Source organism: Sphingobacterium sp. R2 (assembly GCF_040760075.1).
Classification (GTDB): domain Bacteria; phylum Bacteroidota; class Bacteroidia; order Sphingobacteriales; family Sphingobacteriaceae; genus Sphingobacterium.
In genome coordinates, this window is sequence record NZ_CP142884.1 from 307643 (window position 1) to 333615 (window position 25973).

Sequence of the window (25973 nt, forward strand, 5' to 3'; positions counted from 1 at the left end):
CTTAGAATAAAAAATAGATAATACATGGCTACGATTAACGTATATACAGAATCTACACCCAACCCTTCAACCATGAAATTTTTGGTCAATAAGTTATTGATCAACGGTAGTGTGGATTTTCCAAATAAAGAGGCAGCACAAGATTCACCGTTTGCACTTGAATTATTCAAATTTAATTTTGTAAATGGTGTATTTTTCGCGAGTAACTTCGTTACTATTACCAAAACGGAAGATGCAGAATGGGAAGACGTTGAAGCTTTGTTGAAAGATTTTGTAAAAGGGGCTGTAGAGTCTGAACTTGCTGTAAAAACGGTACACCACGACACAGAAGTGGATTTTGAGGGCACCGAAACTGAAATTAAGATACAACAAGTTTTACACGATTATGTGCGACCTGCTGTTGAACAAGATGGGGGTGCTATACATTATAAATCATTTAGTGAAGGTGTGGTGACGGTTGAACTAAAGGGTTCTTGTAGCGGTTGTCCATCATCTACAATTACTTTAAAAGCAGGCATTGAAGGATTGTTGAAGCGCATGGTTCCGGAAGTGACTGAAGTTGTTGCTGAAGCCATGTAATCTCAGCTTCACACTTATAATAAAAAAAGGATTCGGCATGAGTAATGCTGAATCCTTTTTTTATGTCCGGTAATGCAAAAGGTCTGAAAAATATCCAGCGTATCAAAGTAGTAGTCAGGTAGGCAATACTCCCTGGCTACAACAGCATTTTTTAAGTGTTATCCTGCGAACATTTTTCTAAAGCGGCTTGAGATTCGGCTATAAGTCAATATAAATTCATTTTTTAACAAGCATCTAGCTTAAAAATAGTTAACTTTACGACCAATTGTGAAACCAACAAAAAAAATGAGTGCAGATATTATCAAACTAGAACAAATTGCATCACAGGTAAGACGTGATATCGTACGTATGGTACACGCTTGTCAATCAGGACACCCAGGTGGTTCGTTAGGTTGTACAGATTACTTTGTGGCGCTTTATTTCAATGCAATGAAACGCAATCCTTCCTTTGACATGGATGGAAAAGGAGAAGATCTATTCTTCCTGTCAAATGGACACATCTCTCCTGTATTTTATAGTACATTGGCACATGCGGGATATTTTGAAGTGAGCGAATTAGCAACGTTCAGAAAAATCAATTCCAGACTTCAGGGTCACCCAACAACACACGAGGGCCTTCCGGGCATTCGTATTGCTTCGGGATCTTTGGGCCAAGGATTATCTGTTGCAATTGGTGCCGCACAGGCAAAAAAATTGAATAAAGACAATAATCTAGTTTATGTATTAATGGGTGATGGTGAATTGCAGGAGGGCCAAGTTTGGGAAGCTGCAATGTATGCGCCACACAACAAAATAGACAATTTGATTGCTACTGTTGACTACAACAAAGCGCAAATTGACGGATCTACAGATCAAGTATTATCTCTTGGTGATCTTCGTGCAAAATGGGAAGCTTTTGGCTGGGATGTGATGGAAATTGCTAAAGGCAATGACATGAATGCTGTTGTTACAGGTTTAGCAGAAGCTAAATCACGTACAGGAAAAGGTAAACCAGTCATTATTCTGATGCATACTGAAATGGGTAGCGGTGTTGATTTTATGATGGGTTCTCACAAATGGCATGGTGTTGCGCCAAGTGACGAACAATTGGCGTCGGCGTTGAATCAGCTTACAGAAACTTTAGGAGATTACTAGAATGAAAAAATATACTTATACAGAGTCAAAAGATACACGTTCAGGATTCGGAGCGGGCTTATTGGAAGCGGGAAAGCAAGATGAAAATGTGGTTGCGTTATGTGCCGATTTGATTGGTTCATTAAAAATGAACGATTTTATTAAAGAGTTTCCAGAGCGCTTTTTCCAAATCGGTATTGCGGAAGCAAATATGATGGGTATTGCAGCCGGGTTGACTATTGGCGGTAAAATCCCATTCACGGGTACGTTTGCAAATTTCTCTACTGGCCGTGTTTACGATCAAATTCGCCAATCGATCGCATACTCTGACAAAAATGTAAAAATTGCTGCATCGCATGCGGGCTTGACATTGGGTGAAGATGGTGCAACTCACCAAATCTTAGAAGATATTGGTTTGATGAAAATGCTACCAGGAATGACGGTGATCAATCCTTGCGATTTTAATCAAACAAAAGCGGCTACTATTGCAGTAGCTAAATACGAAGGTCCAGTTTATTTGCGTTTTGGCCGTCCTGTGGTTCCTAACTTCACTCCTGCTGATCAAGAATTTGTGATCGGTAAGGCAATATTATTAAATGAAGGAACGGATGTTACGATTATTGCTACAGGTCATCTTGTATGGGAAGCTATCCAAGCTGGTGAGAAATTGGCGGAATTAGGCATTAACGCCGAAATTATCAATATCCATACTATCAAACCTTTGGATGAGGAGGCTATTTTGAAATCTGTTGCCAAAACGAAATGTGTGGTAACGGCAGAAGAGCATAATCGTCTTGGTGGTTTAGGTGATAGCGTGGCTCAGGTACTAACAAGGGAGTTACCTACTCCACAAGAGTATGTTGCTGTCAATGACAGTTTTGGGGAATCAGGTACTCCTGCTCAATTGATGGAGAAATACGGTTTGAATGCAGCGGCTATTGTTGCAGCGGCTCAAAAAGTAATCAAAAGAAAATAACAATACTACGCAGGTCAATATATGGATGACGCTTTAATTATAGCAAAATTCGCTGAAGAGAGTACGCGAGAAGAAGCTTTCCGTTTATTGTTGAAGAAATATCAACAGAAGATTTATTGGCATGTGCGAAGAATGGTCATCGATCATGACGATGCGGACGATGTTGTACAGGATATCTTTGTGAAAGTATGGAAGAATCTTGGAAACTTTCGAGAAGACTCTCAACTATATACTTGGCTCTATCGCATTGCAACAAATGAATGCATCACCTTCTTAAATAAGAAAAAACAAAAGCAGAACGTGTCGTTGGATGACGACACGACTGCTTATTTGGCTGAAACACTTGCTGATGGCAACTACTTCAACGGCGACAAAGCTCAAATGAAATTACAACAGGCACTGTTGACCTTGCCGGAGAAACAGAAATTGGTTTTCAATATGAAGTATTTTGAAGACATGAAATATGAAGAGATTTCAGAAGTTCTCGGAACAAGTGTTGGAGCGCTTAAAGCTTCATATCATTTAGCCGTCAAAAAAATTGAAGCTTTTTTTAACAACAATGATTAAACCTTTTGGCTAAATCGGGTTCTAAAAGATACTATGAAGGAAAATGGCACATATCACGATGGGCTGGAGCCTAACAATCTTCCAGCATCTTTGCGTAAAAATCCATTTGGCTTACCAGAAAATTATTTCAATGATCTAGAATCAAAAATAATTACGCAAGTCAAATTGGTTGAAAGCAAAGACACCGTCTTTGAGGTTCCAGAAGGGTATTTTGACAACCTATCTGAGACCATTATGTGTAAAATCGCGGAAAATAATTTAAAGAGTCTCGTTATTAAGGACGGTTTCGAAATTCCTGAAAATTATAGTTCGGAACTTTCAGTATCTATTCTCAGCCAAATCTCAGAAGACGCATTAAAAGAAAAAGTTTCATCTGACGGTTTTGCTATACCTTATGATTACAACCGCATCCTTGAAAATTCTATTTTTTCGCGGATAGCTGAACGTGAATTGAAGGATGCAGTTCTTACAGACGGATTTGTGGCACCAGTGGACTATGAGAAAACCCTTGAATCGACTATTTTATCGCGAATTGCTGAAGAAAAATTAAGAGAAACTGTCGGTACTACCAACTTTGATGTACCCCCACATTATTTTGAGAATCTTTCAGATAGAATTATTAACGCTGTTCAGGAGGTTGAAAAAGATGTTACACCTATCCATCGCATAGGCAAACCGAAAAAATGGTATGCTCGTTACGCTGTTGCTGCATCTTTTGCGGCGATGCTGAGTATCGGGGGATATTGGGGATATCAATATCTACCACAAGATGCTGTTGCTGGAGATGGTATCACAGAGGAGCAACTGAGCCAGCATTTATCTGAAATTCCTAAGCAAGAAATCATCAATTACCTTGCGGCTTCAGCGTCTGGTGATGATATGATATATATGTCTCAGTATACTGATGAAGCTAATCTCCCTACTAAGGGATTTGGCAGCAATTTATCTAAACAAGAAATAGAAGATTATCTAAATTATACCTTATAATGATGTTCAAGAAAAAATACATATGGATAACATTGTTCTTTAGTATATTTTCTATTGCCTTGAGCTTTGCACAAGACAAAAATCGATTTCAAGCTATAGAAAATGAAAAAATAGCTTACATTACTAAAGAACTAGGTTTGACGACAAGAGAGGCTCAGCAATTCTTCCCACTCTATAACGAGTATAGTCAGACACTTTGGGATATCAGAAAAGAAAAGTTAAGTGGTGCTCCTAAAAACAGCTTTAGAAATGGTTCGAGAGATATATTACAATACGATGCGAAGGAAGTGGAAATCAAAAAGGAATACCGGGCTAAATTTGCCAAAGTGATAGGCAACGCGCGGGCATCGCAATTTTTCGAAGTTGAGCAAGAATTTAGGGAACATCTTTACAAGTCTCTGCAGAATAGAAGAAAATAATCTTGAAAATAAAAAAGAAGTCTTAAAGACTTCTTTTTTATTTTCGGACATTTGTAAAATCATGTTAAGCAACAGAGAATTATTTTTAATGAATACTGCTCAAACATCTAGCTCCCCTAGACTGGTTGAAGTGGTAAAGGCTGAAGGTGTTTACCTTTATGGCCCCAATGGAGAGGAATATATGGATTTGGTCTCCGGGTTTAATGTAAGCAATATAGGCCATCGTCATCCAAAAGTGTTGGAGGCCATAAAATCACAATTGGATAAATACTTACATGTTACTGTTTATGGTGAATTTGTGCAGGTTCCTCAAGTGCAGTTTGCAACGGAATTACTCGCTGAGCTCCCTGCTCATTTTCAATCTGTTTACTTCACTAACAGCGGAACTGAAGCGGTAGAGGGTTCCATGAAAGTAGCGAAGAAATATACTGGCCGGAGGCAGATTATCGCTGCAAAAAAAGCCTATCATGGCAGCACACAGGGTGCACTCAGTCTGATCGGAAACGACGAGTATCGTCACGCCTATGCTCCTCTCCTACCCGAAATAGATTTTATCGAGTTTAATGAGCTGGAAGACCTAACAAAGATTACGGAACAAACTGCTGCTGTTATACTCGAAGCTATTCAGGGGGAAGCTGGTGTTCGGGTACCAGACATCGCTTATATGCAAGCCGTCAGAAAACGCTGTGATGAAACTGGTGCCTTACTGATCTTTGATGAGATTCAAACTGGTTTCGGCCGGACAGGCCGTCTTTTCGCTTTTGAACATTTTGGTATTGTTCCGGATATCTTGATGCTCGCCAAAGGTATAGGTGGCGGTATGCCTTTGGGTGCTTTTGTTGCAGCAAAGGAAGTGATGGATGTTATTAAAGATCATCCTATGCTTGGGCACATCACCACTTTTGGTGGCCACCCTGTGAGTTGCGCCGCGGCTCGCGCTTCGTTAGCGGTCATCAAAACAGAAAATTTAGTTGAGCAGGTAGAGCGCAAAGCTCTTTTATTCAAAGAAAAGCTCAATCACCCTGCGATCAAAGAAATTCGCGGATTAGGTCTTATGATGTGTCTTCAACTGCACTCTTTTGATCAGGTTTACAATGTGAGCAAGTATTGTGCTGAGAATGGGGTAATGATTGATTGGTATCTGCATTGTGAAACAGCCCTGCGTGTAGCTCCGCCATTGACGATTACCGAACTTGAAATCGAAAAAGCGTGTAACATCCTTATAAAAGGTTTGGAAAAGTATGCTTAAAAGTATGTAACTTTAAACATAATAAATCCTCATAATAAACAAAAACCTAATAATGAATACGAACCGCAGATCATTTATCAAGAAAAGTATCCTTGGCACCGGTCTTTTGAGTAGCGCCAGTTTACTAGGAAACGAAGTTTTCGCCCATGAATCAACAGCCAGTGCGTCAAAAATAAGTTTAAATAATGACGACATTATTTTATTTCAGGGCGACTCCATTACAGATGTGGGTCGGGATAGGAATAACAGGAATGCCAATGACACTGGTGCGTTGGGTCACGGTTACGCTTTATTGGCTGCTAGTCAACTTTTAAATAAATATCCAGCAAAGAATCTCAAAGTTTATAACACAGGGATCAGTGGCAACCGTGTACCGGACCTACAGAAGCGTTGGCAGGAAGACACATTGGCCATTAAACCAACCGTATTGAGTATTCTGATTGGTGTAAACGACTTCTGGCGCACGATTGATCGGGGAGCAAAAACTACAGTTGATGAATATAAATCCCAATATCAACAGTTATTGCAGGAGACGCTACAAAAGCTTCCAAATGTCAAACTCATCATTGGAGAGCCCTTTGCTGTCAAAGGGGTGGGCCATATTACTGATGCTTGGTATCCAAAGTTCTTGGCTTATCAAGAATCTGCCCGTGATATAGCAAAAGAATTTGGGGGGATCTTAATTCCCTATCAAAAAATATTTGATAATGCTCAAAGGAATGCTGCTGGCGCCTACTGGGCAGCAGATGGTGTTCACCCTACACTTGCTGGCGCACAGATGATGGCATCGGCATGGATGGAATGCATTAAATAAAAATGGCGAGCGGATAGCGTACTGCACATTCGCTCGCTATTTTTAACAGACGACACAATTGCCTATTGTTTATTTTCAAGTTTAAATCTCTTTGTATTGTGTTTTTTGCAGATCGGGAAGAAAATAAGCTACGATACCGATCAAGGGAAGATAAGAGCATAAGTGATAAATAAACTCGACAGAAGTGTGATCTGCCTGCCAACCTAGCACAGCTGATCCTATTCCGCCCATTCCAAATGCAAAGCCGTAAAATAAACCTGAAACCATGCCTAGTTTTTTCGGCAATAGCTCCTGTGCATAAACAATAATCGCTGGAAAAGCTGATGATAAAATTAATCCGATCATGACGATCAATATCCCTGTCATAGTAAGTCCGACATACGGTAATGCCAATGCAAATGGTGCAACGCCCAATACAGAAAACCAGATAACATATTTACGGCCAAATCGATCGCCGAATGCTCCTCCTAATAGGGTTCCGACAGCAACTGCAATAAGAAAATAAAAGAGATAAACCTGGGCTTCTACTTCACTGATCCCAAATTTTTTGATGGTATAAAACTGAAAGTAATTTGTGATACTTGCGATATAGAAATATTTTGATACGATCAACAGTAGGAGGATAATCACAGTCATAACGATCCGACCATTGGGTAAATCTGGCACGCGTATCGCTCGCTTCGTCGATCTAGCTGTATTTCGAAGCTTTTCTTTATACCAACTCCCGATATAATAAGATATAAATTGGCCAATGATTGTGAATAGGCACATCCATGCGATTGCCTGCTGTCCTCTCGGTAAAATCAAAAAGGCGACAATAATTGGGGCCATAGCCGTCCCCGCATTTCCACCGATCTGAAAAATAGATTGCGCCATACTCCTTCTTCCACCTGACGCCATGTAAGCTACGCGAGACGATTCGGGATGAAAAATTGAGGATCCAACCCCCACGAGAAAGACAGAACATAAGATCCATTCATAACTGTTTGCTTTTGAAAATAAAAGCATACCAAGCAGAGAAAAAGACATTCCGATAATCTGCGAATATGGAACAGGATGTTTGTCTGTAAATGAGCCCACAACAGGCTGGAATATTGATGCTGCTATCTGATAAACCATTGTGATCATCCCAACCTGCGAAAAGCTCAGATGATGTTCTTCTTTGAGCAAGGGATATGTCGCTGGTATCACTCCCTGAATCATGTCATTCAAAAGGTGCACCATGCTTACGGCAAATAAAATTGAAAAGATAGGTCTACTCGATTTTTCTTGTATCATGACGTTGTTTAAAAATTAAAAAGGTTGGTTTTCGCAAACCAACCCAAATTATCTCCATGTAATAAATTATAATACGCGGACCAACAATCCTTTCAGATATTCTCCTTCGGGAAAAGAGGCGCGCACAGGATGGTCTTCAGGTTGATGGAACTGTCTGATGAACTGAATTTCTTTACCTGCGTCCAACGCTGCCCAAGCAAGCACTTGTTTGAAGGTATCCATATCCATCGCGCCTGAACAAGAAAATGTTGCTAACAAACCACCACTATTTAACAACATCAAACCGCGGCGGTTGAGATCTTTGTAGGCTCGAGATGCTCTTTCCAAGGCTGATCGTGATGGTGCATACTTGGGCGGGTCCAAGACTATCATATCAAATTTTTCCCCCGCATCGATAAATTTGCGTAATTGCTTATTTACATCCGCCAATATTGCTCTATGCCGACTGGGTTCAAATCCATTTTCAATAATATTCTTTTCCAGGGTTTCAATAGCCAGCGCAGAGCTATCTACGGAAATTACTTCCGATGCTCCGTTTTTCAGGCTATTCAATGTAAAGCCACCCGAATAGCAAAAACAATCCAGGACTCGCTTATTCGAAACGTAGTTGGCTGTGAGCTGACGGTTTTCTCGTTGATCGCAATAGAATCCGGATTTTTGTCCATCAATAATGTTCACCTTATAATGGATACCATTTTCGACAACGTCAACAAATTCTGGTGGAAGTTCTCCATACAAAAGCCCATTGGTATCGGGTAGTCCCTCATGTTCACGGGATTTCAGATCGCTACGTTCATAAATTCCCTTCGGCTGCAGCAGAGCATTTAATTCATCGATAATAATTGATTTAACTTTCTCAAGCCCAACGGAGTGAACCTGGATAGATATAAAATCTGCATATTTATCTGCAATAAGTCCAGGAAGAAAATCTGCTTCAGCAAAGATTAAACGAACAGTATTCGTCACATCTTTCTGCAATAGATGCTGTCGTGCCGCAATAGCCTTTTGGACGCGTGAACGCCACCACGCTGCGTCAATCTGCGTTTGAGGATTCCATTCCAATAAACGAATGGCTACGCGCGAGCTATTGTGAAATAGACCATAGGCAATAAATTCACGTTCAGCATTGTAAACACCAACAACTTCGCCATCTTCAATTTTATCGGACAATGATTTAATTGCTCCAGAAAATACCCAAGGATGCAATTGCCACGCAGCTTTATCCTTACCCTTATTCAAATAAACTGATTTCATTACTGCAAAATTAACGTATTAATTCGACATCGTGACGAAACTTTCTGGATAAACATCGCTCTTTCTAAACAGGTCGTACTTTTTTTAAATTATTCCTTACGTATAAAAGAACCGCTATTTGTTAATGAAAGCAAAAAGGGCTCCTAAAGGAGCCCTCACGATTAATTATGGTTGATTAGATATTTTTTAAAGGCTTCGAAATCGACTTTTAACGGTTCAGCTAACTTTTCCCTTCCTTGCAAATCTTCTGCTCCTTTAGGCAGAACTATCTTTTCAAACACATCTGCAGCGATTGCATCAGGGAATTTGCAGGGATGAGCAGTAGATAAGAAAACCGAAGCATAGTGACCAGGATATTCATTTGCATAAGCACGAGCGCCAAGCCATGCAATTGCTGTATGTGGACAGGCGATATAGTTCGATTCTTCAAATAACTTCTGCATTCCTCTTTCTGTTTCTTCGTCTGTAAAAGTATAGGAAGATAACATACTTTTTAATTCGTTCACATCTCCTCCAAAGATATCCTGTATACGAACCCAGTTGCTCGGGTTTCCAACATCCATCGCATTGCTCAATGTTTGTACTGAAGGCAGGGGTTCATATAAACCTGATGAAAGGAATCTGGGTACGGTATCATTAACATTTGTTGCCGCAACAAAATGTTTGACAGGCAACCCCATTTTATAGGCTAATAGGCCTGCCCCAATATTACCAAAATTGCCGCTCGGCACTGTAAATATGACCTCATTGATTCCTTGCGACTTCAATTGCGCGTACGCATAGAAGTAATAGAATGTCTGGGGGATTAATCGTGCTATATTTATTGAATTGGCTGAAGTCAAGCGTAAGACGGCATTTAGTTCGGAATCATTAAAAGCCTGTTTCACTAATGCCTGGCAGTCGTCAAATGTACCTTCCACTTCAATTGCACGAATGTTTTGTCCATTTGTAGTCAATTGCAATTCCTGAACCTCGGACACTTTACCTTTGGGGTATAAGATGGTTACGCGCGTTCCCTCAACACCCAAAAATCCCAAGGCAACAGCTCCACCAGTATCACCAGAGGTCGCAACAAGCACATCCAGTAATTTGTCATCCGTCTGCGAAAAATACCCCATTACTCTGCTCATAAATCGAGCCCCAAAATCCTTAAAGGCGTAAGAAGGCCCATGGAAAAGTTCGAGCACAGCTGTGTTGTCGGTCAAAAATTTTACGGGAGCATCGAAGTTAATCGCGTCGTTCACGATTTGCTTTAAATCTTCTTTGGGAATATCATCCCCCAAGAGCGTGTAAGCGACTTCAAATGCAATCTCCTGTAAAGAATGCTGCTGAATATTCTTAATAAATAATGGATCCAATTGAGGGATCGCTTCCGGCATATACAATCCTTTGTCTGCTGGTAGCGAATTGAAGACCGCATCTTTAAAGGAAACTTTTAATGTTTTATTATTTGTGCTATAAAATTTCATATGTAATATTCTTTTTTTTAAACGCCATATGAAACATCCTGTTTCAATTTAAATTGATATTTTCACATGGATATTTCACTTTGTTATCTTTTTAAGCGTTAAAATATGGATTAACCTTAGATCCGATAGGCCTCTATGCTGTAAATAACTTCTGATCTAATACTCGGGGACCTTCTACATTAACACGAGAAACATATCCAAAACTATCAATTTCGTTTTCTTTGAGATGAGTCTGAATTTTGTCTGCGATATCCTCTGCTATTTTCTCGTCTCGCGTTATTGCCACAACTGATGGTCCAGAGCCAGAAATACCAAAACTTAAGGCACCGTGTTTTAGAGCAATCTCTTTCATTTCATAAAATTGGGGAATTAAAATAGCTCGGGTCGGTTCGATAAGAACATCTTTCATGCTTCGTGCAATAAGATCATAATCTTCTTTGAACAAAGCAGCTACTAATCCCGCGATATTACCCCACTGGGTGACGGCGTCTTTTAACAGTACTTTATCCTTAATAAGTTGCCTAGCATCGCGTGTGGGAACATCGACCTGTGGAAAAACGACTGCAGCGACGAGTTCTTTAGGAGAAGGTATAGATATCACATCCAAAGGCTCATTTCCCCGAATTAACGTTATGCCTCCATAGAGTGCCGGGGCCACATTATCAGCATGCCCCGTACCACAGGCCAAGCGCTCGCCTTCGACACAGAATGGCAATAATTCCTCTTTTGTCAAGGGGTTACCCAGCATAGTATTGATGGCAAAAAGCCCTGCCACGGTGCTGGCTGCGCTAGAACCTAATCCCGATCCGATAGGCATATGTTTATGTAATTCAATTTCCACACCGACCTTTGAAGAAATATTCAGCGCCTGTAATAAATACTGAACACAGGCAGAAACGGTATTTTTACCTGGATCGAGCGGCAATCTTCCATCGTCGCCTGTAATTTTACGAATAGTTACACCGGGTTGTGCTGTGCGTCGCATAACTACCTCGTCGCCTGGCGCCTCAACCGCAAAGCCCAGTATGTCAAAACCACAGATCATATTGGCGACAGTTGCAGGTGCAAAGACACGAACTTCGGACAGCATGCTGTCTAAATTTATAATCTTATCTTTCAGATATTCTACATTTAAATTATTAGCCATCACGTAATTGTTATTTTCCTTGAATCGTATTTATGCTCCAACATTGACCAAATCGGCAAATACACCAGCAGCTGTTACCTCCGCCCCAGCCCCCGGACCTTTTACTACTAAAGGACGTTCTTTATAGCGCTCTGTCGTAAATGATATAATATTGTCACTACCCGATAATGCATAGAAAGGATGGTTTTCATCAACGAACTGAATCGCAATGGATACTTTTCCATTTTCCAATTTTCCGATGTAGCGTATTACTTTATTTTCATCTTCCGCTTTCTGCTTCATGGCTTCGAAATAATCATTTTCGCGCTTCAATTCTTCGTAAAACGCATTTACGGAATCAGCTTTTAAACATGCCGGCGGAAGTATTGAACCTAGGTCTACGTCCTCGGCTTCGACAGGATATCCGGCATCCCTAGCTAATATGAGCATTTTACGCATAAAATCAATACCGCCTAAGTCATCCCTTGGATCTGGTTCAGTATATCCTAGTTCCTGTGCTTGTTTAACAACATCATAAAAAGAAGCATCAGCTTTAAAGTTGTTGAAGATATACGAGATTGTTCCAGATAAAATAGCTTCTATCTTGACGATGCGATCACCACTCAACATCAAGTCTTTGAGTACGCGGACGATTGGTAGTCCGGCGCCTACATTTGTTTCATAAAAAAAGTCTACACCGTGACGATGAGCGGTATCGCGGAGTGTTTTATATTGCTCATACTTACCTGAGTTCGCAATTTTATTGCAGGTAACGATCGAAATATTGGATTTAAAGATATCTTCATAATAGGTTGCCGGTAATTTGCTCGCGGTATTATCTATAAAGACACAATTGGGCAGATTGAGTGCCTTCATCCGGTCGATAAACAGGGCCAAGTCTGATTCATTTCCATTTTTGTCGAGTTCATTAGACCAATTAGTTAAATCAACACCTTCGGTATTAAAAAGCATCTTACGGCTATTCGAAATTCCGACGACTTTAATTTCGATATCATTTTTATCCAGTAGGAAATCATGTTGATTTTCCAACTGTTTAAATAAAGTTGCGCCGATGTTACCCGTACCGATATTAAACACATGAAGGGTTTTCTTTAGCTCAGCAAAAAAAGCGTCGTGTACAGCGTTGAGTGCCTTCGACAGGTCTTCCTTACCTATAATAACAGATATATTGTATTCAGATGAGCCCTGTGCTATAGCGCGAACATTAATGCCATTCCTTCCTAGCGCAGCAAATAATCGACCGGACATACCAGGTGTCTTTTTCATATTTTCGCCAACGATGGCTAAGACTGAAAGGTTATCTTCAATCGCTGGCACGATGAGTTTATTGGCCTGGATCTCTAATTCAAACTCCACTTCGATCAATTGTATCGCGCGTTTGGCATCAGATGGGTTTACAGCAAATGTGATGCTATGTTCGGAAGATGACTGTGTAATTAACACAACATTGATTTGCTCTCTAGCCAATAAGGTAAAAAGCCTTCCACTAAAGCCCGACTTGCCGATCATACCTGAACCACTTAGATTGATAACCGAAATATCCGATATAGAGGAAATTCCTTTTATTGGTAGCGCTGTTTTGCCGCTATCAAACTGAATGACGGTTCCGGAAAAATCAGGCTCAAAGGTATTTCTAATCACAATTGGAATTTTCTTTAGGAAGGCTGGAATCATTGTAGGCGGATAAATCACCTTAGCCCCAAAATAAGAGAGTTCCATTGCCTCTGTATATGATAAAACAGGTAATGAAAAAGCTTTTTTTACAATGCGGGGATCTGCTGTCAACATGCCATTTACGTCTGTCCAAATTTCAATGGCTGCCGCGTCTAATATGGATCCGAAGATAGCGGCTGTATAATCTGAACCGCCTCTTCCTAAGGTGGTAATACGCCCGTTTTCATTACTACCGATAAAACCCGTCACAAACAATAATTTATCGCCATGTGATATATATAGTGATTTCACCAATTGCTCGGTCAATGTTTCATTTAAATGCGCATTGCCAAAGTTCGAATCAGTTTTCACGTAATGAGAAGCATCCACAAATAAAGATTCTGGAATATATTGTTCCATCACTTTAGATACCATATAATTCGAACAGCGCTCGCCGTAGCTTAATATTAGATCTTTGCTTTGATAGCTCAGCTCTTTTAGTGCAAAAATTCCTTGAAGAAGGTCTTCTATTTCATTAAAAAATAATTTCAGCTTCGTAAATACAGGATTTTGATATTTTACAGCCAGAAGTTCCTTCACTACGGCAAAATGTCTATCTTCCAGGGATTTCAGTCCCTCTGAAAAGGATTTTCCTTCTGCAGCGTCCTCAGCTAACTGAGTGAGCAAATTTGTCACACCCGACATAGCTGACAACACAACCAATGGTTTTTCCTTTGCATCATACGATTTTTTTACAATGCCTAGGACTGCCTTTAGGCTTTCTACAGTACCGACTGATGTACCTCCAAATTTTAAGACTTTCATGCTACTTTATACTGTTTGTTTAGATTGATGATTTTTGCGATAAAAAAGAAGCGCTTTCCTGTTTTGAGGAAAGCGCTTCTAAATATTGTGTCTACAATTATATACAATGAAACTACTTCCTCCTGAGTTTTATCCCGGTGGTAATAATAATCGACGTAATAATTGAAGTGGTGTTCATTGCTTTTAATTATGTTTTGTAAATATAGAACAAATATTAACACTTTACCAAAGAAAATTAATATTTTTTTTAAGATTCACAACGACACCCTCATTGAGGTGGTATTTTATCATCAAGTAAGCATGTGGAAATCGCCTAAGTGCCACTCTTGATAAATACGGGAACTCATCAGATAAAATCGTTCTCATCAGGTATAAATACATCCTTGAAGATGTTAAAATTGTTAAAATTTCGTTAAATACGTGAAAATAAATTTGACCTTGAACTGTTATTGTATTATATTCGCAACAGTGCTGTCCAAAATAGATGACAGTATTCAATTTTTAAAAGTTAAATGTTGTACAAAAAAGCGATTTAATGAAAACAAAGAAATTTATAGCGTCAATGCTATTTATCGGCTTATGTCTAGTGTCGCAGGCACAAACCAACAGAAACTCCAAACCAGAATCAGATCCTGACAACTTAGCGAAGGAATACTTTTCACAAATCATGGGAGTTGCAGTATCAGCAACAACAAACACCAAACTTTATCAATTTGTTTATGAATGGCTAGGTACTCCTTACCGTTTAGGAGGAGATTCAAAGAGAGGCATTGATTGTTCAAAATTTTCTTACGAATTATACGACAAAGTGTTCAACACATCGCTGGGGTATAATAGCAGAAATCAGTACTCTCAAGTAAAAACTGTCGAGAAGAATCAGCTTAAAGCTGGTGATTTGGTATTCTTCAAAATAAGAAGTAGAAGTATTACCCATGTAGGGGTTTATATCGGAGATAATAAATTTGCACATGCATCTTCTAGTAAAGGTGTCATGATCAGCAACCTAGATGAGCCATACTGGCGACGTTATTATTACAACGGAGGTCGCTTACCAGAAGATAATAGAACGCTTACTGCGGAGATAATCAAAGCAGAGAAAGATAATAAATTGAATTAATTAGAGTAGATTCACTCGCAGAAAGTCCAAAGCGTTTACTCGTTTTGGACTTTTTTTATACAATATAATATCCTATTTTTACCCAATAATCATTGGAAATACTATTATGTCTTCAAAGAAAACGCTTATCTTAAATAAAGAACAAATAAAACAAAAATCTATTCGGATTGCCTATCAAATATTGGAAGACAATTTTGAAGATGAAACGCTTGTATTGGTAGGTATTGCTGACCGGGGCTATGTATTTGCTCAACGTCTTCAAGCAATTTTGCAGGACATTTCGGACAAAGAGATTCTATTGATTAAGGTTACAATGAACAAGACCAGCAGGTCATTGAGCGCAAACACAGACTTAGCTGTTGACATCGCAAAAGACAAGACTATTATCCTTGTGGACGATGTACTCAATAGTGGCAGGGCACTAGCTTATGGTCTAGGGGTATTTTTGAATGTACCGCTAAAAAAAATGAGAACTGCTGTATTAATTGATAGAAGCCACCATAAGTTCCCAATATTTAGCGATTACTATGGTACAAAGCTTTCCACGATATTACGGGAACACGTCACTGTTACGCTCGAAGAATTTGACAATGAAGAGGATGCAGCATGGTTAATTTAAACCATGCTATTATTTTTTTGAGACTTTTAATTTCATTCCTGGTTTTATCCAGCTGCCGCTCAAATTGTTTTCACTTTTAAGCCGCCCCACTGAAGTACCATTTTTATCTGCAATCTCAGATAATGTATCGCCTTTCTTTACGACATAGTAGGCTGTACGTACGGTATTGGCTACATGCTGCTGGCTTTTCTTTGCAGATCGTTCTGTATTACGGGCTAATTTTGCATTTACAAAATCATCCTCCTTCTTTATTAGTAGGTTTTGACCAGGAACAATTTGATTACTGCGCAGATTATTCCACGATTTTATATCCTGAACTGTCACGTCAAACTTATCAGCAATGGAAGCGAATGTTTCGCCAACTTTCACTTTATACTTTCCGTTGAGTAGCGTCTGCACTAGGTTTTCATTTTGGATTGCATTTGAAGGGGCCACTGGCGTATTGAGTGCTGCATATAACTCTTCTATAGCGATTTTCTTGTCGATTACAGGTAAAACTAACCGCAACGGGGCATCCTCGGTACCATTTAATACATTCTTCTTAAAACTAGGATTTAATGCGCGTAATGTTTCTTTGGACACCTGTAATGCATCTGCTATTTGGCTCAATGAAATTCGTTTATTGATATCCAAGATCTGCGTTCTTAATGAAAGTTCGGTATCTGCCGCATTGATATTATTTTCATCTGCATACTTCATCGCGTAGGTCATAGCGATAAATTTAGGGATATAGTTTTGAGTTTGTTGTGTCAAATAAGGTGCAACATCCCAAAAAGTTGCCTTATCCTTTCCTGAGCGTTGAATTGCGCGGCTAACAGCTCCTTTACCACCATTATAGGATGCTATTGCTAGTAGCCAATCGCCATATTCCTCATAGGCTTCTTTTAAAATCTTTGCGATTGCATAGCTGGAAGCGATCGGATCCATACGCTGGTCGGTATAACTGTCTACAGTTAGGTGATAAGTTTTGGCTTCATAATACATTAGCTGCCATAAACCTGTCGCTCCTGCACTGGAAATATCGCGCGGATTTAGGGATGATTCAACTACACTTAGATATTTAAGTTCGCGTGGTACGCCTACCTCATCCAAAATTTTATCAAACAATGGAAAATAGTATTGTCCTAATCCCATCATTCTACACATATAAGGATTATAATTGTCTGAGGTGTATTTCGCCACGAGTTCTTTTACTCGAGGGGAGTAGTCTAGCGGGACCTCCCGTTCTATTGCCTTCAATTTCCGAACCAGCTGTATATCTTCATCTGTTATTTCCGAATGCTGCTGTCCGTTATTCCCCGTAGATTTTATACTATCTAGGTATTGGTAAATCTCCTGTTTTTCCTTTTCGATGCTTTTTTGAAAGAAGTTTTGTGCTGCTTCTTTCATACCTTCTACAGCGCTTTCTTGGGCCTTAAGCGGTAGCACAAAGCATACCCCTCCGAGTAATGAAATTAACGCCTGTTTTCCGATCATAAATTTACTGTTAAATCCGAGTTTGATTGATCTACTGAAAAATCAACAATAATCTAAACGCTTAGAAATGGGTTTTAGTATAAAAATGGTTTTCGCCCTATTGAGCTTTAGGTCGAGTATAAAACAAAATACGATTTTGCTCCTCGCAAAATCGTATCCATGCTATATGGGATCTAAACTTCCCCTATTTATTATCTTCTACCTCAGTTTTTTTCTCTGTTGGAGAGTCCTCTTTTTGGCCATCTTTAAATTCCTTAACGCCCTTACCCAACCCGCGCATCAATTCGGGAATCTTCTTGCCACCAAATAATAGTAACAATATTACTACAATGACAATTAACTCTTGCCCCCCGATTCCCATGATTAATAATGATGTTGACATAACTATAATTTCTTGTTTTTCAATTCTTTTAAACTAAATTTCTCGCTCTCCTTACAAATGTAAGGATAATTATTAAATATAGTAATTATTTCTTATCTAGCCAACCATGACATCGGGTTGAGTGGTGTCGTTCCTTGTAATACAGAAAACTCTACCATCGGAACCCCAGTATCTGAGTCGACGTCAGCTGTTCCTATGGTTTGACCTGTGCTTATTTTTTGTCCTTTTGAAACACTTACACCTGCCAAATTCATATACACTGTGAAGTATTCCCCATGTTTAATCATGACAATACGCTGCCCCATCATTGAAACTATACTTAACACTTCTCCATTAAATACTGCTTTCACAGCTGCACCGCTCGAGGTTTGTATTTTAACCGTCTCATGATCCCAATTGACATTTCTACCCACACTTTCTGAACCAAACTCTTGCATAACCTTCGCATTGGAAACAGGCCAAGGTAAACTACCGCGATTAGATCTAAAATCATTCGAAAGCTTAACAGCTTCCGGTGTGCTACGTAAGACTTCAGAATCTGATTTTCGCGCGGTATTGCTGCTTTTTGAACTTGCGGCATTTTTATTTTTTGTATTCGTTGTAGGCTCATTTGCTTTACGGTTTCGCTCAGCTGCAGCTTCAGCCGCACGGCGCGCAGCTTCAGCCCGGCGACGTTCAGCCTCAATTTCCCTTCTAATGATTTCCTTAATGGCTGCATTGATACGACGCTCCTCTTTTTGTTTTTGCGTAATATCTTTTTTCACGCCACGCTCTGTAACGATCAATTCACTTAATTGCCCTGAATAAACGGATCTTTGTTGCGATATGGTTCTCTTCTCATTTTCCTGCTCTTTCATTAAAGCAACCTGTTTGTTGCGGTCAGCTTGCAACTGAGCAATTTTCTGTTCGATCTGCTTCTTGGTATTTTCGATGTCAGCTGCTTTCAGCTTTCTAGAATCGTTGAATTGTTGTAAATACTTTACTCTTCTAAACCCTTGATTGAAATCTTTCGATGCAAAAATAAACATCAATTTATTGTATGCATTCCGATTTCTGAAAGCAAACATAACCATTTTCTCATAGTCACGTTTCATCTTCTCCAATTCGGCCTTTAATTTACTCACTGCAGCCGTGTTGGCATTAATATGTCTATTAATTACAGCTACTTCGGAAGTAATGGTATTTATCTTCTGCTCGCGCAAATTAATCTGCTTACTCAATGCTGTCACTTGTTGTTGGGTCAATGATTTTTCTTTTGCAATTTCTTTGACCGTATTTTGTAATTCAGCAATTTCACGATTGAGCTTCTCACGTTGCTTTTCAAGTTCAGCTCGAGTTTGTGCCGATGAAATCCCAATCATGAATAGGAAAACAGCTATACCAAGTATTGTCTTTTTAAACTTCATTTACAGTACTATTTTGTTGTGTTTGCCATCTTTCTAACTTATGACTTCATATCTACTTTAGCAAACTAATTGCGAAAGTAATAAATCTAAAGGATATAGACAGCCTGTCATCGGATTACTTTATATCGCGACGATACTGAAAAAGGCATTTCGACAGGTTCGTTAAAAGTAACTTTGTTAAAATTAATTTCTGTCTTAATTTCTTGGCGGCCGTCAGAAATGATCATTTTTAAAAGCATCGGAAATTCCTGTCCCGAAGCCAAAGCATATTCGCCATAATTAGCTTCCAATAATTGTTTCTTTGAAAGTTGGGCTAATCTAAATTGATAAGGCCTATTGTTATTATTCAACCTATACAAAAAATCCAACTCATTGAGTTTACCGTCCAATTGAACCGACATTGAATCCTGCTTAAAGTTTACCTGATCAATATCAGATAAGAGATCCACAGACAGATTTGCCAGCAATAAGTCTTGTAAGTTTCCAAACGTCAGATCGGAACTGGCGAAACGGTATAAATAATCAAAAGGCTTAACCATATATTCACTTTGAAACTTATTGAGGATCTGAACACTGTCTGGAGTTATTAGAACACGTGCCACTTCGATACCCAATGTAGCAGAAATGGAAATCCAGATTCGCTTATCCTTCTCTATTCTAATAGTTGAATTGACGTCATAATTGTCCTTTCCCAAATCAAGCCTCATTTTAGCTTTTCCCGAAAAAGTCGAATAATCCAAATTGTTCAAAAAAAGATGGCGTAAACTATTTTTCTTTGCCTCTCTGGTATTATCCTTTATCGTCAATTCGTTTTGAGCCCTCAGCTCAGCTTCTTTCAGCATCCTCTTCTTCGAACTACAGGAAGAGAGCAAAACCATTACAGCACAAGCCCAAACAATTTTATTCCACATAACTTTTTGTGTCAATCTTCTTTTTCAATTTCAGCTTATTATCATCCGAATCCACTCCCTTTTCCAAAGCCAAAGTCCATTGTTTAACGGCATCGTTTTTTTTCCCTAACTTAAACAGAATATCACCATAATGTTCCAGCAACACCGAAGTTTGTGGGATAGTATTTTTTAATGCCTTTTGAATCCAAACCAATGCTTCGTCATATTTTCCATCGGCAAATAGCACCCAAGCATAAGTATCCTCAAACGTACCATTATTGGGTTGCAAATTTGTTGCCATAGCAGCATATTTCGTAGCCTCATCAAGTCGTTCCTTTCTTAACGACAAATAGTAGGCTAAATTGTTCATTGCTGTCACATTTGTACTATCGAGTCGGATGGCTTCCATGTACGCTGCGTCGGAGGCTTTATACATTTTGAGCGAGTTATAAATATCACCCAATCCGCCATAGATATTTGCCTGTAAGAATGGAGATTCTTCCTGTGCATTATTCAATGCTGCTTCCATAAACTTCCGACTATTTTCCATATCCTTCTTCATCAGATAAGCCATACTGGTAAAATAGAGTATTGTAGCGTTATTGGGCACATAATGCAAAGCCTCTCCACCATGAGCGATTGCCTGATCAAATTCACCTTTATCCATATCCAAGCTCATTAACATTCGCCAGGCATCGATCTGATAGGGGTTCATACTAACCGCTACTGCCAAAGAGCTTTGGGCAGCAGTTTTATCATCTTTTAGCCATAGTACCTGTCCTTTTGCCATATGGCTTTCAGCAATCCGCGGATGAACCTCCACCAGGATATTAGCCAGTTCGAGTAATTGATCCGGTGTATAAGGCCCCTTGGGATTTAATAAAGTCATTATTATCCGATTTTTATCAGCAAAGTCTATCTTTTTAGACTGAAACCCCTGTTTGAGCGCATCAAGGGATAACTTGAGCTTTTTATCAAATCGATATAGATCGGCTAAGTCAAAATAGAGAAAGTCTTCTTTTGTGGTGAGAATTCCTTTATTGATATATTCCAGTGCTAACTTCGAGTTTTTGGAAAGATTATACGCTTGTGCCAGCTGACCATACACCTGGGCTAAAGAAGTCCCTTTATCTGCCCAGGGCTTTAAAAGCTCTATGACACTTTTATAATTGCCCGCATCATTCAACAACACACTACCGACCATATCCAACGTATCTGAAGAACCAGCAATTTCTTTAGTTTTATAAAAGTACTCTAAAGCCACATCTTTATATCCGCCATTAAAAAGAAGCATGATTCGTTCGCGTTTAAGCGACGCGGTGTTATTATCGTCCTGATCAATCAGCTTATCAAGATAAATCAATGCACTGTCTGCATCATTTTTACTTTTAAATGCGTCGACCGCGAAACTCAGATATTCTGGCTTAGACTGAATATCAAGCGCTTGCTTAATGGCTTGAATCGCTCCATCCTGATTTCTCATCTGAGCAAGAAGAATCGCTTTAGTAAAATAGATATCGTCTGCCTGCGGAAAGTCTGCGATGATAGCGTCAAGAGAATCCATACCCGGTCCAATTTTGCCTTGCTTCAATATCTCTTGCACATTTTTAAATCGGGCATCATATGGTTTTGTTTTCCTATCTTGTGATTGCGCGTGCAATGAATTCACGACCAAAAGGAACACGCCAATAAAACTTAAAAATCGTTTATTCAAAAAATTAAATCTCATCTACTTCCGCTAAATAATTAAAAATTTGTTCCTGCAATATACTAACTAATGTAACAATATTCATTCGAGGTAGTTGTAAAAATATTGAGATTAGCGGGTGGTGTAATAAATTCGACTCGTATTCAGCAAAATAAGTAAAATAGATTTTAAAATATAGAATATTAGATGTACCTTTGCAGACCCTTGAGATAAGGGAAAGAAAAATTTTTTAATAAATTATTTAAACAAAAGCAAGTGAATACGTTAAGTTACAAAACTGTCTCTGCCAACAAGAACACCGTTAACAAAGAGTGGATCGTTGTTGACGCTGAAGGAGAGATTTTGGGGCGTTTGGCGAGCAACATCGCGAAAGTAATTCGTGGTAAGCACAAGCCTACATTCACCCCACACGTAGACTGTGGAGATAACGTGATTGTTATCAATGCAGACAAAATCAAATTGACCGGAAACAAATTAGGTGACAAAGTTTACGTACGCTACACTGGATATCCAGGTGGTCAGCGTTTTGTTTCTCCTAAAGAGTTAATGGCTAAATTCCCTGAGCGCATCATTGAAAAAGCTGTTCGTGGTATGCTTCCTAAAAACCGTTTAGGTCGTCAATTGTTTAAGAACCTTTACGTTTATGCTGGTACTGAGCACAAGCATGAAGCACAAAATCCAAAACCAGTTAAATTTTAAGGAGAATCGACATGTCAACAACTAATACTTCAGGAAGAAGAAAAACTGCTGTTGCCCGCATTTACTTAACTGCTGGTAGCGGAAACATAATCATAAACGGTAAAGACTACAAAGAGTATTTCCCAACATTACCTTTGCAATACATCGCTACTCAATCTTTGAACGTAGCTGGTGAATTAGCAAACTTTGATGTAAAAGTAAACGTTAACGGAGGTGGTGTTAAAGGTCAAGCAGAAGCTGTTCGCTTAGCGATCGCAAAAGCATTGGTTGAGCTTAACCCAGAAGTTAAACCTGCATTACGTGCTAAAGGTTTAGTAACGCGTGATGACCGTATGGTTGAGCGTAAGAAACCAGGACGTCGTAAAGCTCGTAGAAGATTCCAATTCAGTAAACGTTAATCAAAGGAGGATCAAAAAATGGCAAGAACTACTTATCAAGATTTATTGGATGCAGGTGTGCACTTTGGTCACCTTACACGTAAATGGGATCCGAAAATGGCTAAGTACATTTTCATGGAGCGCAACGGTATCCACATCATTGACTTGAACAAAACACTTACGAAGTTAGAAGAAGCTGCATCAGCTATCAAACAAATCGTAAAATCAGGTCGCAAAGTTTTATTCGTAGCTACGAAAAAACAAGCAAAAGAGATCATCGCACAACAAGCGAAAGAGGTTAACATGCCTTTCGTGACTGAGCGTTGGTTAGGTGGTATGCTTACAAACTTCGCTACAGTTCGTAAGTCTATCAAAAAAATGTCTAACATTGACAAAATGCAAAAAGATGGTACTTACGATGTATTGTCTAAAAAAGAGAAGTTGATGATTCAACGTGAGCGTATCAAATTAGAAAATCTTTTAGGAGGTATCGCTGATTTGAACCGTTTGCCAGCTGCTTTATTCATCATCGATGTGAAAAAAGAACACATCGCTGTTTCTGAAGCAATGAAATTGAACATCCCTACTTTTGCAATGGTAGATACAAACTCTGATCCTTCGAACATTGATTTCCCAATCCCTGCAAACGATGACGCTAGCAAATCTATTAGCTTAATCGCAGGTATCATTGGTCAAGCAATCCAAGAAGGTTTGGACGAGCGCAAACGCGACAAAGAAGAAGAAGCTGAAAAAGATGCTGCTGCTGCTAAAGCAAAAGCTGATAATGGTGAAGCTTCAGAAGCTAAACGTCCTCGCAAAGCGAAAGACGGAGAATAATATTTTTATTCCAAACCGGATGGCGTAGCGTTAGTTTCTGGAAAAGTTTACTTTTCTTGAACTAGCCTATCTGTCCGGTTTTTTGTTTAACAGAACCCGTTTAGTAAGAATGTTAAACTTCATATTAGCTTAACCTTTTTTAAGTTAATATTGTACAAATTTTAGTCGTAAATAATAACAAAAAGAAATAAACATGTCAGTACAAATTTCTGCATCAGATGTAAACAAATTGCGTCAACAAACTGGCGCTGGTATGATGGATTGTAAAAAAGCTTTGGTTGAGTCTAATGGTGACTTTGAAGCTGCTGTAGATTACTTGCGTAAAAAAGGCGCTAAAGTAGCTGCTAGCCGTCAGGATCGCGACTCTAACGAAGGTGTTATCATCGCTAAAGCTACTGCTGATGGCAAATCAGGTATTGTAGTTGAAGTTAACTGTGAAACTGACTTCGTAGCTAAAAACGCAGACTTTGTAGCCTTCGCTGAAAAAATTGCAGATATCGCATTAAACAATAAACCTGCTTCTTTGGAAGAATTAAAAGGTTTGGAACTTGATGGCAAAAATATCGCTGATTCTTTAATCGAGCAAACTGGTGTCATTGGTGAGAAAATTGACGTTTCTAAATACGAAACAATCACTGCTGAAAAAGTTATCGCTTATATTCATGGTAACTACCGTTTAGGTGTATTGGTAGGTCTTTCTGCTGATGCAGCTGGTGCTGAAGAAGCTGGTAAAGATGTGGCAATGCAAATTGCTGCAATGAACCCTATTGCAATTGATAAAGACGGTGTTGATCAAAACACAATCGAGCGTGAAATCGCTATTGCAAAAGAACAAATCATCGCTGAAGGAAAACCAGCTGAAATGGCTGAAAAAATTGCTCAAGGTAAATTGAACAAATTCTTCAAAGATACAACCTTGTTAAACCAAGAGTTTGTAAAAGATTCTTCTAAAAACATCGCGCAATTCTTAGATTCTGTTTCTAAAGGATTGACTGTAACTGCTTTCAAACGCGTACAATTAGGCGCATAAGCATATTTCCATGCTATTCTATTATTAGAAATGGAAACATTTTAAAACAGGGGCTATTCATCGAGTAGCCCCTGTTTTTATTTATATCTCCTCCATCCAGTTCCCAACTGTTATCGCTTAAATCCATTTTTATTTTATTTCTAAATTTTATGTAACTTAAGGACACATAAAAAACTGACAGCATATGGGCATGTTAAAGGAGAACGCACTAAAAGGAAAGCGAATATTAATCACGGGTGGTGGCACAGGGCTAGGAAAAGCGATGACAGATTACTTTCTTGAGCTTGGAGCCTCTTGTCTGATTACAAGTCGCAAAGAGGATATTATACAACAGACAGCAAAAGAATTATCAGAAAAACATCAGGCAAAATGTCTTGCTGTGGCGGGGGATGTTCGCAATTATGATGATGTTGAACACGTCGTTTCCTATGGATATGAGCATTTCGGTGGAATAGATATTCTCATAAATAATGCCGCTGGAAATTTTATCTCCCCTACCGAACGTTTAAGCCATCGAGCCTTTGAATCTGTCATTGGAATTGTCCTTCAAGGGAGTATAAATTATACCCTCGCGCTGGGAAAAAGGTGGATCGCGCAAAATGAACAAAATAAGGCTGTACTGAGTATTGTCACAACCTATGCGTGGACTGGATCTGGATATGTAGTACCATCTGCAACTGCCAAGGCTGGAGTTCTAGCACTCACCCGTTCGCTAGCTGTGGAATGGGGAAAAAAAGGGATACGACTAAACGCTATCGCACCAGGCCCATTTCAAACCTCCGGAGCCATGGAACGCTTGTTGCCTGGTGAATTGGGCCAACTTCTCTCCCCAACCAAACGTATCCCTTTGGGTCGCTTGGGTGAACTACAGGAACTTGCTAATCTCGCGGCCTATTTAGTATCTGACTACGCAAGTTATATCAATGGTGATGTCATTACTATAGATGGTGGAGAGTGGCTTAAAGGAGCAGGAGAGTTTAATGGTTTGGATATTATTCCCGAAGATCAATGGGATTCTATTGAAAAGATGACCCGAAACGCAAAAAGCACCTAATAATATTTTAAGAACAACAAATGATTTACACTTTATCGTGGATGTAAA

General features: G+C 39.3%; 25 protein-coding genes. 15 read left to right on the plus strand and 10 right to left on the minus strand.

Annotation, left to right across the window (positions count from 1 at the left end; genetic code table 11):
• Positions 1 to 24: 24 nt before the first annotated feature.
• The 8 genes from VXM68_RS01400 to VXM68_RS01435 all read left to right on the plus strand — a co-directional run bounded on the left by VXM68_RS01400 (position 25) and on the right by VXM68_RS01435 (position 6704).
• A complete protein-coding gene (locus VXM68_RS01400; protein ID WP_367210236.1) occupies positions 25 to 579 on the plus strand; it encodes a NifU family protein in 555 nt (184 codons plus the stop codon).
• Positions 580 to 864: 285 nt separating this feature from the next.
• Entirely contained in the window at positions 865 to 1713 is an 849-nt protein-coding gene (locus tag VXM68_RS01405; protein ID WP_293956668.1) for a transketolase, read from the plus strand.
• A 1-nt stretch (position 1714) separates the two neighbouring features.
• Positions 1715 to 2668 (plus strand): transketolase C-terminal domain-containing protein, encoded by a 954-nt coding sequence (locus tag VXM68_RS01410; protein ID WP_293956669.1) that lies wholly within the window; start codon positions 1715 to 1717, stop codon positions 2666 to 2668.
• 21 nt (positions 2669 to 2689) lie between these two features.
• The gene (locus tag VXM68_RS01415; RefSeq protein WP_046671841.1) at positions 2690 to 3235 is read left to right on the plus strand and encodes an RNA polymerase sigma factor; all 546 of its coding nucleotides are present in this window, start codon (positions 2690 to 2692) and stop codon (positions 3233 to 3235) included.
• A gap of 33 nt (positions 3236 to 3268) precedes the next feature.
• Positions 3269 to 4222 (plus strand): hypothetical protein, encoded by a 954-nt coding sequence (locus VXM68_RS01420; RefSeq protein ID WP_293956670.1) that lies wholly within the window; start codon positions 3269 to 3271, stop codon positions 4220 to 4222.
• On the plus strand, positions 4222 to 4641 hold the full coding sequence (locus tag VXM68_RS01425; RefSeq protein WP_294187458.1) for a hypothetical protein: 420 nt from the start codon (positions 4222 to 4224) through the stop codon (positions 4639 to 4641). The genes VXM68_RS01420 and VXM68_RS01425 overlap by 1 nt, the downstream gene beginning before the upstream one ends.
• Positions 4642 to 4702: 61 nt before the next feature.
• Entirely contained in the window at positions 4703 to 5890 is a 1188-nt protein-coding gene (locus tag VXM68_RS01430; protein WP_367210237.1) for an aspartate aminotransferase family protein, read from the plus strand.
• Between the two features lie 52 nt (positions 5891 to 5942).
• Entirely contained in the window at positions 5943 to 6704 is a 762-nt protein-coding gene (locus VXM68_RS01435) for an SGNH/GDSL hydrolase family protein (RefSeq protein WP_367210238.1), read from the plus strand.
• Between the two features lie 81 nt (positions 6705 to 6785).
• Here VXM68_RS01435 and VXM68_RS01440 read toward each other — a convergent pair whose 3' ends face one another.
• The 5 genes from VXM68_RS01440 to thrA all read right to left on the minus strand — a co-directional run bounded on the left by VXM68_RS01440 (position 6786) and on the right by thrA (position 14330).
• Entirely contained in the window at positions 6786 to 7982 is a 1197-nt protein-coding gene (locus VXM68_RS01440) for an MFS transporter (protein ID WP_367210239.1), read from the minus strand.
• 66 nt (positions 7983 to 8048) lie between these two features.
• Positions 8049 to 9236: a class I SAM-dependent rRNA methyltransferase gene (locus VXM68_RS01445; RefSeq protein ID WP_294347816.1), complete on the minus strand. Its 1188-nt coding sequence runs from the start codon at positions 9234 to 9236 to the stop codon at positions 8049 to 8051.
• A 161-nt stretch (positions 9237 to 9397) separates the two neighbouring features.
• Complete coding sequence (gene thrC, locus VXM68_RS01450; protein ID WP_367210240.1) at positions 9398 to 10705, minus strand: threonine synthase; 1308 nt, start codon at positions 10703 to 10705, stop codon at positions 9398 to 9400.
• A gap of 133 nt (positions 10706 to 10838) precedes the next feature.
• Entirely contained in the window at positions 10839 to 11795 is a 957-nt protein-coding gene (locus VXM68_RS01455; protein ID WP_294187511.1) for a homoserine kinase, read from the minus strand.
• 87 nt (positions 11796 to 11882) lie between these two features.
• Positions 11883 to 14330, minus strand: a complete 2448-nt coding sequence (gene thrA / locus VXM68_RS01460) for a bifunctional aspartate kinase/homoserine dehydrogenase I (RefSeq protein ID WP_367210241.1) — start codon at positions 14328 to 14330, stop codon at positions 11883 to 11885.
• A gap of 535 nt (positions 14331 to 14865) precedes the next feature.
• Between thrA and VXM68_RS01465 the strand changes: the two genes are divergently transcribed.
• Both VXM68_RS01465 and VXM68_RS01470 read left to right on the plus strand, forming a co-directional pair.
• Positions 14866 to 15447 carry an NlpC/P60 family protein gene (locus VXM68_RS01465; protein ID WP_293956679.1) on the plus strand — a complete coding sequence of 194 codons (582 nt, stop codon included), beginning with the start codon at positions 14866 to 14868 and terminating at the stop codon, positions 15445 to 15447.
• 106 nt (positions 15448 to 15553) lie between these two features.
• Positions 15554 to 16066 carry a phosphoribosyltransferase family protein gene (locus VXM68_RS01470; RefSeq protein ID WP_293956680.1) on the plus strand — a complete coding sequence of 171 codons (513 nt, stop codon included), beginning with the start codon at positions 15554 to 15556 and terminating at the stop codon, positions 16064 to 16066.
• A 9-nt stretch (positions 16067 to 16075) separates the two neighbouring features.
• Here VXM68_RS01470 and VXM68_RS01475 read toward each other — a convergent pair whose 3' ends face one another.
• From VXM68_RS01475 to VXM68_RS01495, 5 genes are all read right to left on the minus strand, one after another.
• Positions 16076 to 17542, minus strand: coding sequence for a LysM peptidoglycan-binding domain-containing protein (locus VXM68_RS01475; RefSeq protein WP_367210242.1), 1467 nt, complete (start codon positions 17540 to 17542; stop codon positions 16076 to 16078).
• Between the two features lie 184 nt (positions 17543 to 17726).
• Positions 17727 to 17924 carry a twin-arginine translocase TatA/TatE family subunit gene (gene tatA / locus VXM68_RS01480; protein ID WP_209581473.1) on the minus strand — a complete coding sequence of 66 codons (198 nt, stop codon included), beginning with the start codon at positions 17922 to 17924 and terminating at the stop codon, positions 17727 to 17729.
• A gap of 92 nt (positions 17925 to 18016) precedes the next feature.
• Positions 18017 to 19330 (minus strand): peptidoglycan DD-metalloendopeptidase family protein, encoded by a 1314-nt coding sequence (locus tag VXM68_RS01485; protein WP_293956683.1) that lies wholly within the window; start codon positions 19328 to 19330, stop codon positions 18017 to 18019.
• Positions 19331 to 19437: 107 nt separating this feature from the next.
• Complete coding sequence (locus VXM68_RS01490; RefSeq protein ID WP_293956684.1) at positions 19438 to 20241, minus strand: DUF4292 domain-containing protein; 804 nt, start codon at positions 20239 to 20241, stop codon at positions 19438 to 19440.
• Positions 20231 to 21949, minus strand: coding sequence for a tetratricopeptide repeat protein (locus tag VXM68_RS01495; protein WP_367210243.1), 1719 nt, complete (start codon positions 21947 to 21949; stop codon positions 20231 to 20233). The genes VXM68_RS01490 and VXM68_RS01495 overlap by 11 nt, the downstream gene beginning before the upstream one ends.
• 234 nt (positions 21950 to 22183) lie before the next feature.
• On the opposite strand from VXM68_RS01495, the gene rplM reads away from it, so the two are divergent.
• From rplM to VXM68_RS01520, 5 genes are all read left to right on the plus strand, one after another.
• Positions 22184 to 22627, plus strand: a complete 444-nt coding sequence (rplM, locus tag VXM68_RS01500) for a 50S ribosomal protein L13 (protein WP_046671993.1) — start codon at positions 22184 to 22186, stop codon at positions 22625 to 22627.
• An 11-nt stretch (positions 22628 to 22638) separates the two neighbouring features.
• Positions 22639 to 23025 (plus strand): 30S ribosomal protein S9, encoded by a 387-nt coding sequence (rpsI, locus tag VXM68_RS01505; protein ID WP_070563091.1) that lies wholly within the window; start codon positions 22639 to 22641, stop codon positions 23023 to 23025.
• 18 nt (positions 23026 to 23043) lie between these two features.
• Positions 23044 to 23841 (plus strand): 30S ribosomal protein S2, encoded by a 798-nt coding sequence (gene rpsB, locus VXM68_RS01510; RefSeq protein WP_075994149.1) that lies wholly within the window; start codon positions 23044 to 23046, stop codon positions 23839 to 23841.
• A gap of 193 nt (positions 23842 to 24034) precedes the next feature.
• On the plus strand, positions 24035 to 24871 hold the full coding sequence (tsf, locus tag VXM68_RS01515; RefSeq protein ID WP_293956687.1) for a translation elongation factor Ts: 837 nt from the start codon (positions 24035 to 24037) through the stop codon (positions 24869 to 24871).
• Between the two features lie 190 nt (positions 24872 to 25061).
• The gene (locus VXM68_RS01520; RefSeq protein WP_294187512.1) at positions 25062 to 25925 is read left to right on the plus strand and encodes an SDR family oxidoreductase; all 864 of its coding nucleotides are present in this window, start codon (positions 25062 to 25064) and stop codon (positions 25923 to 25925) included.
• The last annotated feature ends 48 nt before the right edge of the window (positions 25926 to 25973 follow it).